General features: G+C 36.6%; 12 protein-coding genes and 1 pseudogene. 6 read left to right on the top strand and 7 right to left on the bottom strand.

The genetic code is table 11. The features are described 5' to 3' along the window. Positions 1–136 precede the first annotated feature (136 nt). Positions 137–1,087 carry an isopenicillin N synthase family dioxygenase gene (locus tag AC27VX_RS11800; protein WP_236856552.1) on the bottom strand — a complete coding sequence of 317 codons (951 nt, stop codon included), beginning with the start codon at positions 1,085–1,087 and terminating at the stop codon, positions 137–139. Between the two features lie 84 nt (positions 1,088–1,171). Here AC27VX_RS11800 and menD point away from each other — a divergent pair, with 84 nt between their 5' ends. Continuing rightward, positions 1,172–2,848 (top strand): 2-succinyl-5-enolpyruvyl-6-hydroxy-3-cyclohexene-1-carboxylic-acid synthase, encoded by a 1,677-nt coding sequence (gene menD / locus AC27VX_RS11795; RefSeq protein WP_488695714.1) that lies wholly within the window; start codon positions 1,172–1,174, stop codon positions 2,846–2,848. Here menD and AC27VX_RS11790 read toward each other — a convergent pair. Both AC27VX_RS11790 and AC27VX_RS11785 read right to left on the bottom strand, forming a co-directional pair. Next, positions 2,845–3,471 carry an aminotransferase class IV gene (locus AC27VX_RS11790; protein WP_236856550.1) on the bottom strand — a complete coding sequence of 209 codons (627 nt, stop codon included), beginning with the start codon at positions 3,469–3,471 and terminating at the stop codon, positions 2,845–2,847. The two genes, menD and AC27VX_RS11790, sit on opposite strands and share 4 nt — an antisense overlap. After that, positions 3,455–4,432 carry an aminodeoxychorismate synthase component I gene (locus tag AC27VX_RS11785; RefSeq protein WP_488695713.1) on the bottom strand — a complete coding sequence of 326 codons (978 nt, stop codon included), beginning with the start codon at positions 4,430–4,432 and terminating at the stop codon, positions 3,455–3,457. The genes AC27VX_RS11790 and AC27VX_RS11785 overlap by 17 nt, the downstream gene beginning before the upstream one ends. Positions 4,433–4,476: 44 nt before the next feature. On the opposite strand from AC27VX_RS11785, the gene AC27VX_RS11780 reads away from it, so the two are divergent. The 4 genes from AC27VX_RS11780 (at position 4,477) to AC27VX_RS11765 (ending at position 7,348) form a co-directional block, all read left to right on the top strand. Continuing rightward, entirely contained in the window at positions 4,477–5,202 is a 726-nt protein-coding gene (locus AC27VX_RS11780; protein ID WP_488695712.1) for a hypothetical protein, read from the top strand. A 72-nt stretch (positions 5,203–5,274) separates the two neighbouring features. Beyond that, entirely contained in the window at positions 5,275–6,006 is a 732-nt protein-coding gene (locus tag AC27VX_RS11775; RefSeq protein WP_488695710.1) for a beta-carotene 15,15'-monooxygenase, read from the top strand. Positions 6,007–6,015: 9 nt separating this feature from the next. After that, entirely contained in the window at positions 6,016–7,071 is a 1,056-nt protein-coding gene (locus tag AC27VX_RS11770) for an AI-2E family transporter (RefSeq protein ID WP_236856546.1), read from the top strand. 40 nt (positions 7,072–7,111) lie between these two features. Beyond that, a complete protein-coding gene (locus tag AC27VX_RS11765; protein ID WP_262912496.1) occupies positions 7,112–7,348 on the top strand; it encodes a DUF3820 family protein in 237 nt (78 codons plus the stop codon). A 69-nt stretch (positions 7,349–7,417) separates the two neighbouring features. Here the strand turns inward: AC27VX_RS11765 and uvrB are convergent, their stop codons facing one another. Both uvrB and AC27VX_RS11755 read right to left on the bottom strand, forming a co-directional pair. After that, positions 7,418–9,412, bottom strand: coding sequence for an excinuclease ABC subunit UvrB (gene uvrB, locus AC27VX_RS11760; RefSeq protein ID WP_236856545.1), 1,995 nt, complete (start codon positions 9,410–9,412; stop codon positions 7,418–7,420). A 499-nt stretch (positions 9,413–9,911) separates the two neighbouring features. Further along, a pseudogene (locus tag AC27VX_RS11755) lies at positions 9,912–10,282 on the bottom strand (BlaI/MecI/CopY family transcriptional regulator). A gap of 107 nt (positions 10,283–10,389) precedes the next feature. On the opposite strand from AC27VX_RS11755, the gene AC27VX_RS11750 reads away from it, so the two are divergent. After that, positions 10,390–11,607 (top strand): PQQ-dependent sugar dehydrogenase, encoded by a 1,218-nt coding sequence (locus AC27VX_RS11750; protein WP_488695707.1) that lies wholly within the window; start codon positions 10,390–10,392, stop codon positions 11,605–11,607. A gap of 109 nt (positions 11,608–11,716) precedes the next feature. On the opposite strand, the gene AC27VX_RS11745 is transcribed toward AC27VX_RS11750, so the two are convergent. Beyond that, complete coding sequence (locus AC27VX_RS11745) at positions 11,717–14,155, bottom strand: TonB-dependent receptor plug domain-containing protein (protein WP_488695705.1); 2,439 nt, start codon at positions 14,153–14,155, stop codon at positions 11,717–11,719. A 164-nt stretch (positions 14,156–14,319) separates the two neighbouring features. Further along, a complete protein-coding gene (locus AC27VX_RS11740; protein ID WP_488695703.1) occupies positions 14,320–15,477 on the bottom strand; it encodes a pyridoxal phosphate-dependent aminotransferase in 1,158 nt (385 codons plus the stop codon). Between the last annotated feature and the right edge of the window lie 3 nt (positions 15,478–15,480).

Here is a 15,480-nt window from a genome sequence, read left to right as displayed (position 1 = left end):
GGGGGACTTTTACACAATCTACTGCTTGTCCGGAATTTTATTGTATAACAGGATAGAATAAAAAATAGTCAATAATTAATCTTGCTGCTATCAGAAGATAACATTCAAACCAGATCAATTATTGACTATTCCAGTATTATTTCTTAATCAAGCCTAGCTCGATCAGTCTTTCATGTAAAAATTCTCCTGCAGTTGTATCTTCATACAATTTTGGATTGTTTTCATCTACACAGTTTTCAAGCGCATTTAAAGACATTGCACTGACAGGATGCATAAAGAAAGGAATTGAATATCTTGAAGTTGTCCACATTTCTCTTGGTGGGTTTACCACTCTGTGAATCGTAGATTTCAATTTGTTGTTGGTATGTCTTGAAAGCATATCTCCAACATTGATCATCAATTCATCTGGTTCTGCAATAGCATCAATCCATTCTCCATTGTGATTCTGTACCTGAAGACCTTTACCCTGTGCTCCCATTAGAAGCGTAATAAGGTTAATGTCTCCGTGCGCTGCTGCTCTTACCGCATCATCCGGTTCTTCAGTGATTGGCGGATAGTGAATAGGTCTTAAGATAGAATTTCCTTCTGCGATTTTGTCGTCAAAATAAAACTCATCTAAACCAAGGTGAATGGCTAAAGCTCTTAGCACATACTGGCCGGTTTTCTCAAGCATTTGGAATGCTTCTTTACCTACCTCGTTGAATTTTGGAAGCTCGTCAACGATTACATTGTCCGGATACTCAGTTTTGTACTTTGAATCATCAGACACATATTGTCCGAAGTGCCAAAACTCTTTTAAGTCTCCTTTTTTGAAACCTTTTGCCGTTTCTTTACCGAATCCTACATAACCTCTCTGGCCACCAATTCCTGGAATCTCATACTTCTTTTTAGTTTCCACTGGTTGTTCAAAAAAGTTTTTTACCTCTCCATACAATTCATCTACTAGGTTGTCATCAAGAAAGTGGCCCTTTAAGGCAACAAAACCAATTTCTTCATAAGCTTTTCCGATTTCATTTACAAATTTCTGTTTGCGTTCCGGGTTGTCCGAAAGGAAATCACGCAGGTCTACACTAGGTATTTTATCCATTTTTAGAAATTTACGAACAGCAAAATTACATTTTTTTTAAATTAAATGATTTTAAAATCATTATTTATAAGTTAAATTTGCTGTATGAAAAAATATTCTTCTAAGAAAAGTATCCAAATACTTGCACATCTTCTTCAGCAGTACGGAATTGCAGACATCGTGATTTCTCCCGGTTCAAGGAATGCTCCTTTGGCGATTCACTTTTCGGAAGTGGATAGTTTTAACTGTTACAGTATTGTAGATGAAAGAAGTGCTGCTTTTGTAGCAATGGGAATGGCAAAAAGCGTGAAAAAACCTGTTGCAATTACCTGTACAAGCGGATCGGCTGTGGTTAACTATTACCCGGCGGTTACAGAAGCATTTTATCAGAATATTCCATTGTTGGTACTGACGGCTGACAGGCCTACTGATTTTGTTGATATTTTTGATGGACAGACTATTAGGCAGAAAGATGTTTTTCATCAGCATTCATATGGTGATTTCCAGCTTTTGGAAGACAGCCAGGAGAATGCAGAAGATATTAATTTTGATACCATTAAAAAAGCGATTGAACTCTGCTTTGAAAAACAGGGCCCGGTACATATTAATATTCCTTTAGAGGAACCTTTATACGAGTTGGTTTCCGAACTTCCGGCTTTTCCAACCGTAGAAAAGACAATTAAACATAAAGAGTACGAAATTCCCTCAAATCTGGTTGCAGAATGGCATACTTCTCAGAGAATATTACTTTTGGTAGGGACAAGAGATTATAGTCCTGAATTGGAAAACCAATTGACTCAGCTCGTGAAAAACCATTCAGTGGTGGTATTAAGTGAAGCTAACTCCAATTTGTACCATGAAAAGTTTTTCAGACATATAGACCGTTATATTTTTAATTTCACTGAAGAGGATTTTAAGACGTATGCTCCTGATTTATTAATTACAGTGGGCCAGAATGTAGTTTCAAAAAAGGTAAAGCAGTTTTTGAGAAGTGCAAAACCTAAGCAGCACTGGCATTTGGATGAAGTTTGGCAGCCTGATACTTATTTTTCTTTAACCGAAAAAATTGAAGTTAAGCCTGAAGTTTTCTTTTCCAAACTATTGAAATTTATCAATCTTGAACCAAGACCTTATTACAACCTTTGGGATGTGCTAAGGGATAAAAAAGATGCGAAACATGAACTGTTTTTAAATAGTGTTGAATTCTCAGATTTTTATTTTTTCAATAAGGCATCACAGACAATTCCTGAGAACTATAATATTCATTTTACCAACTCTTCAGCAATCAGATATGCGCAGCTGTTTGATTTTGGTAAAAGAAAAATGTACTGTAACAGAGGAACGAGCGGAATTGACGGTTCAACGTCCACTGCTATGGGCTTTGCTATTAAAAATGCCAATCCTACTTTGTTAATTACAGGAGATTTGAGTTTCTTTTATGACATCAATGGCCTTTGGAATCAATATATCCCTCCCTTTGTAAGGATTATGATCTTCAATAACGGGGAAGGAAATATCTTTAAGATTATTCCGGGACCAGGAAATGCCAATCCGAACACCCTGGATGAATTTATCGCTACAAAACACCGTAAAAATGCTGAACATCTGGCTAAGCATTTCGGATTCTCCTACATTAAGGTAGAAGACGAAGTGACATTAGACAGGGTACTGGAGAATTTTTTCAAACCGGGTCCACAACCAAAAATTCTGGAAGTAAATACGTCTGGAAAAAACAGTGCGGATATTCAGAAGGCTTACTTTAATTTCATGAAAGAAAGCTAAAGGTCAAGATATTCTTCATTTCCGGGTAGATTGACTATTCTGTCAATAGGATAAATAAACATATCATCGAAATCATTTAAAGCATTAATGATTTGGAAGTGGGTAAACTGCTTTATATTCTGTAAAGTGATCTCTGCTTCCTTTATTTTCTTTTGCTTTAAAAGATGCTGTCTCTGTACCCCATTCAAAAGATAAGTGGTTGGAGTAAACCATTCTCTGCCTTTTAAAAATAAAATGTTTGAAAAAGAGGTATCTGTGATATGATTGTTTTTGACAATGATGATCTCTTCTGATTTTGATTTCATCTTCATTTTATCAAGTTCCTTCCGGTCTTCAAACTTAAAAGAGTAATCGAAGCTGTTATTTTCTACCAGCTGAAAATCCTGGATTTCAGGAATGGCATAGGGGATCATCTGCGTGCGGATTTTTTTATCCAGATCGTAAGCGATTCTTAATTTGAAAAGTCCGTCTTCATCATGCTGTAGGTTTTTGTAGATTTTACCCAGATCAATGGAATCTTCTTTTCCAAAATGGGAAAATGTTTGATTCACTCGTTTTTGATGTAGGTCTAATAGAAAAATCTCCTGATCTTCTACTTTAATGCTTTCAATGAATTGGGACATAAATTTTATTTTTCATTTCCTGATATTCGTCTTCTAGTTTACTCATGTGCGTTATACCGCCTCCGCTTTTGAAATAAAGTTGATTTCCTTCTTTTTCAATATAGCGTATCATTACACAGCTGTCGAGATTTTCACCATCAAACCAGCCGCAAACTCCTGTATAGTATCCTCTTTCATATCTTTCAGCATCTAAAATTATTTCCAGCGTCTTGGGCTTTGGGGCCCCTAAAATAGAGCCTGCAGGAAGCAGTTTTTGCATAATACTTCCCAACTTTCCATCAAATTCAGATTTTACTGTTCCTGAGATCTCCGAGCTCATTGCATACAGATCCTTTTGCCGGGTTTTGATGAAATCAATATGCTGGAATTTATCAACCTTTACTTCATCGGCTACCCTACTCAGATCATTTCGCAGTAAATCCACTACGGTGTAATGCTCTGCTTTTTCTTTTTTATCATTCTTCAGTGTTTCTGCTGCATTTTCAAGAGAAGCATCAATAGTGCCTTTCATGGGATATGTCAGAATTTTGCCGTCAATAATTTTCACAAAAGTTTCCGGAGAAAAAAATACAAAAAAATCTTTATAATACAGTTTGTATTTCGCATTTGAGTGATAAAAAATTTCCTTCAGGCTTAAATTAGTCTTAATTTCAGTTTTTCTGGTATAATTTACTAGATAAGAATTTCCCAGTCGAATATTTTTCTGAACTTTATCAAACCCGGTTTTAAAGCTTTCCAGCGTTTCCGGAAAAAATTTCCATTCTACTTTTTTATCTAATTCATGTTGTTTTTTCGTGGTTGAAAATTGCTGAAAATCAACAAGTAAGCCTGATTTTACTATTTCATTCTCTCTATAGATTTCAACATTCTCACAAAGAAAGTCGATAACAAAGAAATAGGGAACCTTCTGAAGTGAAAGTTCGTCCATTTCCATAAATTTTTTATGATTCACTGAAAACATTCTGCAAAAATAATTATTGATGTTTACTTTTGCATAAATTTTTTATGATGCAGAGCAAATATCCTCAGAAACCGGGAATAGATTTTATATTGAAGCAGGCTTTTTTTTATTGGAATAAAACACTGATTTTTCAGTTAATATTTTCAATCCTTTATTTTGGAATTTTTCTAACAGTCATTTTCGTTGCTGATTTAAAGTACGATATTATAAACCAGTATATAGAAACTACCAAGTATGCAAAAGATGGGGCGGAGATATATGCATCAGAGCTTACAAAACTTGCCGCAACTGAAAATTTTCAGATGTTTTCTCTGGCAATAATCGGGACTACTATTTTCTTATATCCTCTTAATCTGGGATTTTATCAGATCTACAGAAAGATAGACCTTAATGAAAAGCTGGAACTGGGCGATCTGCTTGTGGGATATAATGGTCTTAATTTCTTTAAATACATTGGGTATTATATTTTCTGGTTTTTTATCTACAGATTTACAGTTCCTACAGTAGTGCTTGCCATAATTTGGGTGGCAGTAACCGTATTTGTAGCACCATTAATGTTTTTTACTGATAAAAGAATTTTTGAAGCCATCTCATTGAACTTTAAGGCACTCAAAATGTATTATGTAGAAATATTGGTGTGTACAATTGTTGCTTTTCTGTTTAAATATTTGGGATTCACTCTATTTTTGGTAGGAGGTCTTTTTACATTTCCATTCTGGAATGCGATGATTTATTCACTATATAAAAGTGTTTTTTCAGAAAAAAGCTAAATTTCAATCAGGTTTAATATGTTTTGTTGCCAAAAAAAGTTAATTTTGGTAAAATCATAAAATATTAAAACTATGTCTGAATTTAACGAATTTGATCAGCAGGGTTCTGTCCCGAACAGGGAAACCGGATCAATTATTTCTCATGCTTTCGAAATGTATAAAGGGGTTTTTGGCTACGGAGTGGTTGCCATGATTATCTATATGTTGGGCGGATATGTCATTCAACTTATCTTAGGAATAGATTCTGCTTCTATGGTAGAAGAAATGAGAACCTCCGGAGGGCAATTTAACTACTGGAGTATGCCGGGAGTTCCATTGTATATGACTGCTTCTGGTCTTTTTGGGCTGGTGCTGTCCCCTTTGTATGTTGGCCTGATCTATATGGTGAATAAATATAATACCAAAGTTCCGATTGAGTTTTCCGACCTTTTTATTGGATATCGTCAGAATTTTGTTAATATTTTATTATACAGTTTCCTTTCAGGGTTAATTTCTGCGGTGGCAGCAGCACTGTGCTTTTTCCCTCTTTTCTTTGTTTATCCTTTACTTTTAATAGGGTATCCTGTTCTTTTGTTTGAAAATGCGTCTGCTACTGATGCTTTGGCAAAATCTTTCAATATTGCAAAAGAGAATTATGGAACGTTCTTATTAACGGCTATTTTAGGAATGCTTATTTCTATAGCAGGAATTGTTCTTTGCGGAATAGGGCTTATTCTGACTGCACCGTTTATTATGATCGTAATGTACTCTACTTATTGTGCATTCTTAGGAAAACCAAGGCAAATTACATATAACAAACAGTAAAAAAAGAGTATGGATAAGGAGAAACAGATAAGCAGTACTGCTATAAAGCAAATTTCTTTGCTGGCTATTATTTTAATACTGGCAGGCTTGATTTGTTTTAATCTTTCCTTGTTCATTCCTTCCGTTTTAGGAGCGATCACTATTTATGTTGTCTGTAGAAAATATAATTTTTATTTGCAGGAAGAGAGAAAATGGAAGCCGTCACTTGCCGCATTTGCATTGATGTTTGCAAGTCTCATTGTCCTTATTTTACCAATCTATTTTATTGCTGATCTTATCATTGATAAACTGGGAAATGCACAGGCCTATATGGATAAGTTCAATGTTTTTCTGGATAAAATACACGATTATATTGATAAGAAGACGGGATTTGACATACTGAGTAAGGAAAATATGAATAAGCTGAAGGATTTCATTGGAAAATTTTCAACTTCAGCGGTCAGTGGAACATTCAATACCCTTACAGTGGTGATGTCCATGTATTTTATTCTTTATTTCATGCTGGAAAAACCAAAACTGTTTGAAAAGATTTTGACCTCTTCTGCACCATTGAAAAGATCCAATGTCTCTTTGATCGGAGATAAAATGAGAAAACTTATTATGGCCAATGCTATTGGAATTCCGGTAGTGGCAGTAGGCCAGGGTATAGTCGCACTTATTGGATATCTTATATTCGGGGCACCGGGGGCGGTCTTGCTTTTTGCGCTTACGGCTGCAGCATCGGTAATTCCTGTAGTGGGAACGGCAATAGTCTACGTTCCGGTATGTATCTTTATGATTGCAGAAGGAAACACAGGTCAGGGGATTGGGCTTGCTATTTACTGTGTTGTAGTGGTAGGGCTTACTGATAATCTGCTTCGTTTTACGCTTTTAAAAAAGCTTGAAAATATACACCCACTGAATACCGTGTTTGGAATTATCATGGGAATGAACCTTTTTGGCTTTATGGGGCTTATTTTTGGCCCTATCCTGATTTCTCTTACATTGCTGCTGATTCAGGTCTATAGAAATGAATTTTCGGACGATAATGCACCTCCTGATCTTGAATTACCCAATGTGGATTGAAAATGATCTCAGATAAAAATTAATTTAATTATATAAAAACGTGGAAGGGGTAAATTCGGAAATATTAAAAGAAATATGTATTGTTAAAATGCCTTTCGGAAAATATGAAGGTACAGTTCTGGCAGACCTGCCGATAAGTTATCTGGAATGGTTTAACCGTACCGGAATGCCCAAAGGAAAATTAGGGATGCAGCTTTCAACGGTATATGAGATCAAATTGAATGGTCTGATGGATCTGCTGGTCCCAATAAGGGCAGCTGTGAGAAATGGGAGGTAGAATTTTCAAAATATAACTTAATATAAAATTTTGGCGGCATCGAAGATGCCGCCAAAATTTATGTATCAATTAATTAGCTTTCAAAGCTGCAATTTCATCTCTTAGCTTAGCTGCTTTTATAAAGTCAAGATTTTTAGCTGCGGATTCCATTTCTTTCTGCTTTTGGTCAACTATTTTATCTATATCTTCACCGGTATAGCTGGCTTTTGTCTCAGCAACTTTTTGCATGATTTCCTTCTGGGTATATTTCTGATCAGGGAAATCTTTACTTCTTCCGACAAGGTTTTCAGAAATCTTTTTATTTAAAGCCTGTGGTTTCTGTCCATGTTCCTCATTATACTGGATCTGTTTTGCACGGCGGTATTCTGTTTCATCCAATGTAGCCTGCATTGATTTGGTGATCTTATCCGCATACATGATGGCTTTTCCATTGATATTTCTCGCGGCACGGCCTACGGTCTGAATCATTGATCTGCGGCTTCTCAGCATTCCTTCTTTATCTGCATCCAGAATGGCAACCAGTGAAACCTCAGGTAAGTCAAGACCTTCTCTTAGTAAGTTAACTCCGATCAGTACATCAAAAAGCCCTAAACGCAGATCCTGCATAATCTGAATTCTTTCAAGAGTCTCCACGTCAGAGTGAATGTATCGTGTTCTGATTCCAAATTTTGTAAAGTATTTGGTAAGCTCTTCGGCCATTTTCTTCGTCAATGTTGTTACCAATACCCTTTCATCAACGTCTGATCTTTTCCGAATTTCTTCCATTAAATCGTCAATTTGATTCAATGAAGGTCTTACTTCGATAATTGGATCGAGTAGTCCTGTAGGTCGGATAATTTGCTCAATATACGCTCCTCCGGTTTTTTCCAGTTCATAATCTGCAGGGGTTGCAGAAACATAAATAACCTGGTTCTGAATGGCTTCAAACTCCTCAAACTTTAAAGGTCTGTTATCCATAGCTGCCGGAAGTCTGAATCCATATTCCACTAAGGCTTCTTTTCTGCTTCGGTCACCACCATACATGGCATGAACCTGTGGAACGGTTACGTGGCTTTCGTCAATAACCATTAAAAAGTCTTTAGGGAAATAATCAAGCAGGCAGAAAGGTCTTGTTCCGGGAAGTCTGCCATCCAGATACCTTGAATAGTTCTCAATTCCGGAGCAATACCCCAGTTCTTTGATCATTTCAAGGTCCAGTTCTGTTCTTTCCTGAAGCCTTTTTGCTTCCAGAGGTTTTCCGATAGAGCTAAAAAAATCTACCTGTTTTACCATATCATCCTGGATATCCTTAATTGCTCCATTTAAAGTTTCTTTTGAGGTTACAAAAAGATTGGCAGGGTAAATCTGTATTTGATCAAAATTTTCCTCTACATTTCCTGTAACAGGATCAAAGCTTTGGATCTTTTCAATTTCATCTCCGAAAAATTGTATTCTGATAGCATTATCAGCGTAAGCTGGAAAAACATCAATAACATCTCCTTTTACACGGAATGTACCTCTTTGAAACTCATTAAGTGTTCTGGCATACAGTGCATTAACTAATGAATGAAGAAGTGCCGTTCTAGTCAGTTTTTCCCCAATTGCTATGGAAATTAATGATTTATGAAACTCTGTAGGATTTCCGATACCGTAAATACAGGATACGGAAGCTACAATTAAGACATCTCTTCTTCCTGAAAGAAGACTTGCTGTTGCAGAAAGACGTAATTTTTCAACTTCTTCATTGATACTCAGGTCTTTTTCAATATAGGTTCCGGTAGTAGCAATATAAGCTTCCGGTTGATAGTAGTCATAATAACTTACAAAGTATTCTACAGCATTTTCAGGAAAAAATTCTTTGAATTCCATGAAAAGCTGTGCTGCCAGAGTTTTATTATGTGCCAAAACTAAGGTGGGACGCTGAACATTTTTTACAACATTCGCAACAGTAAATGTTTTTCCGGAACCGGTTACCCCAAGAAGTGTCTGATATTTCTCACCGATCTCTATTCCTGCGGTAAGTTTGTCAATAGCCTGAGGCTGATCTCCGGTAGGTTTATATTCTGATTGAAGCTTAAAATCCATAGAAAAGAATGTATACAACAAAAATACGAAAGAAATTTTTAGGCAGGATAATGTTTTGAAGATGAATATTTTGTTATTAAAATTTTCGCCAAATTTTTATGATAGTATATTGTTATTTATAAACACTAAGAAATCAGTGAGGATAAATAAAATTCGTGCATCCCTGTTTTTTAATCATGGATGCACGAATATCATTGTTGAAAATGCATTATGAATTCAGCACTTCTGTTTTTATTTACGTTCAAAAGTCATTGTAGCTGGAATTTTCAATACAGATGCTATCGTTTTGCCATCTTTTGTGGCAGGCTTCCAAGATGTTTTATTGCTAATGTCAGTAATCGTTTTAAGGAATTCCTTATTAAAATTTTCATTGTTACCGGAAGTAGCGATACGAGTTGCCTTTCCTGTTTCATCAATGTGAATGTATGCCGTTGAGGCTATCGAACCTTTTAACTGATCTATATTAGAGAGGTCTATTTTTTCCTATCTCTGTTCATGACTATTCTTTTATCTGCTCATCGATAATATCCCGGAGTTCTTTCAACTGTTTCTGGCTTAGCTTTGCATTGGAGGTAAAAAATGAAGCAAACTGAGTTACAGAGCTGTTAAAAAAACGATCTATCATGAAAGTCATTTCTTCCTTGAAATATTCCCCTTTTTCTATTTTTGGATAGTATTCACGGGAATTTCCATACAGTGTATAGCCTGCCAGCTCCTTATTCTGCATTCTTTTTAAGAGGGTTGCAATTGTGGTGGCAGCAGGCTTGGGCTCCGGGTAGGCTTTTAAGATATCCTTCATGAAAATCTTTTTTTCTCCCAAAGGATTTCCATTAGAATTTTTTCTGAAGCAGTAAGTTTAATCTCTTTCATTCTACAAGATTGTAATTTGTTCTACAGATGTAGAATAAAAATTTAATTACATAAATTTTTATGGCATTATTTTTCCATTCTTTATTCACTCACCTAATTGTAATATTATGAAAAACAATCAATTTTATGTTGTATTTCTAAGTATGTTTTTTATTTTGTCTTCCTGCAGTAAGAACGATGTAAAGGCTCAGAAAACAGGAAAAGATGGCAGTGTGGAAACAGAAAAGCCCAATTCTGAATACAAACCTGCTTTCCCGGGGCAGACAAGAATAAAGGCAGTAAAAACAAATACTTTATACAATGTGGAGATCATAAACCAAGAACTGGGAAGGCCTTGGGGAATCATAAATTTACCGGACGGAAGATTTCTTATTACAGATAAAAGAGGTTACATGAACGTTGTCTCCACAGATGGAAAACAGATGTCGAAAATTGAAGGTTTTCCTAAAGTAGATTCAAAAGGTCAGGGTGGAATGCTGGATGTAGCTCTTGATCCAGATTTTAAATCCAATTCGATTATTTATTTCAGTTTTTCGGAACCATTTGGGAAAGGAAATCTAACTTCTGTGGCAAAAGGAAAATTGTCTTCAGATTTTAAAACGATTTCTGAGATCAAGGTGATTTTTCGTGCAGAACCTTCTTATGACGGTGATAAGCATTATGGAAGCCGTCTGGCTTTTGATAAAGATGGAAATTTATTTGTAAGTACAGGAGAAAGGTCAGATAAAGTAACGAGAGTATATGCACAGAAAACAGATAATTATTTAGGGAAAATAATCAAAATTACAAAAGACGGAAAGCCGTCACCCGGAAACCCGTTCATTGGAAAAGAAGGTTATAAACCCGAAATTTATGCCTACGGAGTCCGGAATCCGCAAGGTCTGGCAATAGACCCAAATGGAAATCTATGGGATGTGGAGATGGGCCCTAGAGGAGGTGATGAAATCAACCTGATTCAGCCTGGAAAAAACTATGGATGGGGAGACGTTACATATGGTATTGAATATTCGGGAGATAAAGTGGGGAAGGGGATTACCCAAAAAGAAGGTACAGAACAGCCGGTCTATTACTGGGATCCGGTAATTTCTCCAAGTGGAATTACTTTCTATACCGGAAATATAGATGAATGGAAAGGAAACCTTTTTATCGGATGCCTAAGTGGTGAACATATTAACCGGATCGTCATGAAAAATAATAAAGTAGTGGGGGAAGAGCGGCTTTTAGAAGATCAAAAGGAACGTTTTCGGGATGTATTAAATGGAATGGATGGAAATCTGTATGCGGTAACGGATAGTGGTAAGTTGTACAAGATTTCAAAGAAATAGAATAAGAAGAAAATATTAGTAGATATTTAATTTCTTTTTAGCTTAGGATATAAAATGGGCTGTAACTATTTTTGAGACAGCCCATTTTAAGAAAAATATAGATTGTCAATTAAAACTTAAAATTCAGTCTTGCAAAAACCTGTCTTCCTGAGAAACCCATTTGTACAGGATCAAAGATTCCTCCTCCTTCTGTATTTCCGGTAGTTACCTGAGTGGTTTGTAATGTTGGATATCTGTTAAGCAAGTTCTTACTTCCCAAGGTAAGATTTAGGCTTTTTGAAAACTCATATCCGAAAGAAAGATCAGTAGTTACCTTTGGATTGTAAATCTGTTCAAAGTCATCATAGCCTATTAAAGTTACCTTATCAAATCTTACCAATTGCAGATTGACATTGAACTTGCTGATTTTATAGTTGAGATTAAGATTGATTTTTGTTTTGGGAGCAGAAGCAAGAATAAACGCTCTTTCTCTCGGACTTAAATAGATATCTTCTTTCCCCTTCAGCTGATCTGAAGTATTCACACGGGTGATCTCCATATCATTATAGTTCCCTGCTAAAGTGGCCGTCAGTTTGCCGGGACCTATGTTTTCATTATAGCTTAAAATAAGGTCAATACCTTTAGTACGGGTATCTATAGCATTAGAGAAAAATTGTGCCTGGTCAATATATGGATAATCTGCCTGCACTGAAGCGGGAAGATCATCTCTGGAGAAGTTGCCGGTAAGAACAATTCTGTTTTTGACATTGATATAATAACCATCAATAGTTGCCGTGAACTTTCCGGTATTATAAGTAAAACCTGCACTTCCGTTCAATGATGTTTCCTGTTTCAGTTGGGAAATACCCACTCTGCTGGCCAGATCACTGTCATTGGATGCCAGCTGAATAGTAATCAGTTTTCCACCCTGAAAATTCGTAAATTGCTGGCTGTAATATTTCTGAGCCAAAGACGGAGCCCTAAAGCCTGTGGAAAAAGATCCTCGGAAAGCAAATTGCGGGGTAATGGCATAGCGCGTTGCAAATTTACCATTCAGAGTGCTTCCGAAATCATTATAATTTTCAAATCTTCCGGCGGCACTGATCATCCAGTTTTTGGTAATATCAAGCTCCGTGTCTACATAAGCAGCAAAATTATTTCTGCTTTTGCCAATGTCTGTAGAATATCCCGGAAATCCCTGAGAACCTCCCGGTCTTACCTCTCCGCTTAAAGGGTTGGTTACCAGTAAATTTTGAGGAGTATTAGTTGTTACAATATTCCCGTTAACGTCATACATTGCGTAAGAAGCCTCTTCTCCTTTAATAATATTGAATTTCTCATAACGGAATTCTGATCCGAAAGCAACGTTAAGCCCTTCCAGTACTTTGAACATCCTGGTTGCATTGAATCCTGTTGTATTCTGCAGTAATGAATGCCCACCTGCGTCGAAACTGGTAGGAGAGTTTACTCCTAAAGTTGCATTAACGGTACTGTTAATATTATAAATAAACCTATTATCTCCGAATGCATTATAAGCATCTACTTCCCAATTGGCAACGTTGAATTTCAGGCCGTTATCAAAAGTGAAATCCGTGATATTGGTATTTTCAATCGGATTAAAACCATTAGGATAGATCTCAGGAATGTTGCCGTCCGCATCCGGAGTCCTTGTCCACGCATAGGCTTTTGTATTTCTGTGAGAAAACCCCTGGCGGGAATAGAACTTTAACCCTTCAGATAAAGGAATTTCAATATTTCCGAAAAAATAGATATTCTGGGCTTTTGCATCTCCGAAGCGTTGTCTTGGCGCTGGAGAAGGATCATTGTAGATAGCCGGATTTGCATTTCTGATGGCATATTCTTTATTAATAAACTCTGCGGTAAAGTTACCAAAGCCTCCTTTCGATCCTATTTTCGTTCCCAGATTTCCACTGAAGTCAAAGGTGCCTCCATCAATCTTATGATCAGATACAACATCATTGTTCCCCGGGCTTTTAAAAAGGTTCATACCATAGAATGCGTTTCCTTCAAAGCCTTTATCACGATCATTAAGAATAACATTGATCACTCCGGCTATAGCATCAGAGCCATATTGCGCGGCAGCCCCGTCACGGAGAACTTCCACTCTTTTTATAGCACCAATAGGAATAGTATTCATGTCATATCCTGTGTTTCCTCTTCCTTTTGTTCCGAAAAGATTGATCAGTGAAGACTGGTGATATCTTTTTCCGTTGAGCAGGAGAAGAGTCTGGTCAGGACCAAGCCCTCTTAAGGTAGCAGGATCTACGGCATCGGCACCATCTGAGCCCGATTGTTTGTTAGAATTGAAAGAAGGGGCGGCAAACTGTAGTAGCTGGTTGACCTCTACCTGACCTGTGGCCTGGCTTACCTGTTTGATGTCAATGATATCAATGGGAACGGGGGTGTTGATAACCGTTCTTTTTTTATTCCGGCTTCCGGTGATGGCGACTTCGTCTATCTTTGACTCATTGAGGGTATCTCTTACCTGCTGGGCATACGATAGGGTAGAAGCTCCAAAAAAAATGATGCTGATGTATTTTATCTTCATATTGATAAATTTGAGTGGTGATTTACTCAAATTTATCAATATTTATTTTTAAATCAATATAGTATTTTGATATTTATTGATAATATATTAATTATTAAAGAAGCTTATTGAGTGTTATTAAAAAATAATAACATTTTTATGAAATTCAATGAAAAATTTTAATATTAAAAGCTTGAAATAATTCTATTTATTCCTTCTTCTAAGATTTCCTGCGAAGTGGAAAAACAAATTCTTACATGTCCTTCAGCTCCTTTTCCAAACCATCTTTCCGAGCCGGGCACAATGGCTACTTTTCCATGTTGTAAAACGTGTTGCGCAAATTGATCACTGGACATTCCGTTTTTAATTTTCGGAAACATAACAAAGGTAGCTTCCGGAAGGCTGGGCTGAAGAATTTCGGCACCGTTCAGCAATTTAAAAGCCAGATCCCGGTTATTTTGTAAATGATTCAGAAATTCCCGATACCAGGGCTTAGCTTTTTCCAATGCTACGCTTCCTGCAATTTGTGACAGCGTAGATACTCCTTCTATAGTAGAATTAAAATTGGATTTCTCTGTAAAGTCTTCCAGAATTTCCTGGTCATTACACAAAACAGCTCCTATTCTTAGTCCTGCAACCCCAAACGACTTGGAAAACCCATATACTGTAAAGCTTTTTTTCTTTGCTTCTTCAGAAACGGATGAATACGTGTGGAATTCTTTATTGTCATAAATAATATCACTCCAGATCTCATCACTCATTACCCACAGATTATGAGCAGAGGCTATCTCGGAGACTTTTTTTAATGTCTCTTTAGAATATACCTTTCCCAGTGGATTATGAGGATTGCATATGCTGATAAGCTTTGTTTTTGGATTGATTAAGGAAACCATTTTTTCAAAATCAATAGCTCCGCTTGTAGTATCAACGGGGCATAAGACTACTTTTCCTCCGGCTGTTTCTACAGATTTTTTAAATAGAAAATCCACAGGATCAAGAATAATAGCTTCATCTCCCGGGTTCAGTACATAAGAAGCAATCAGAAACATGCCCTGCGCTGCGCTGTTGACAGCAAGTACATTTTCAGGAGAGAAAGTGCCGTACTTTTCCTGATTAAAATGTTCGGCAACACTTTTTTTAAATTCGGGAAGCCCTGAAAAAGGGCCATAGCTAAGATAGCCGTCTTTAATATAATCAATGATTCCCTGTTCTATTTCCGGGGCTGTCCTGAAGTCCGGATCAGCGGCTGTTAAGGGAATTATTCCATCCTCCAGAGTAGCCCATCTTCCATTATAGGCTTTTCTTTTTAATGCTTCAAAGTTAATATCGTTGTTGGTAAACATTTT

The sequence above is a fragment of the Chryseobacterium sp. 14P4.3.2 genome, from assembly GCF_057799275.1.
This window is presented reverse-complemented; position numbering and strand designations above follow the sequence as displayed.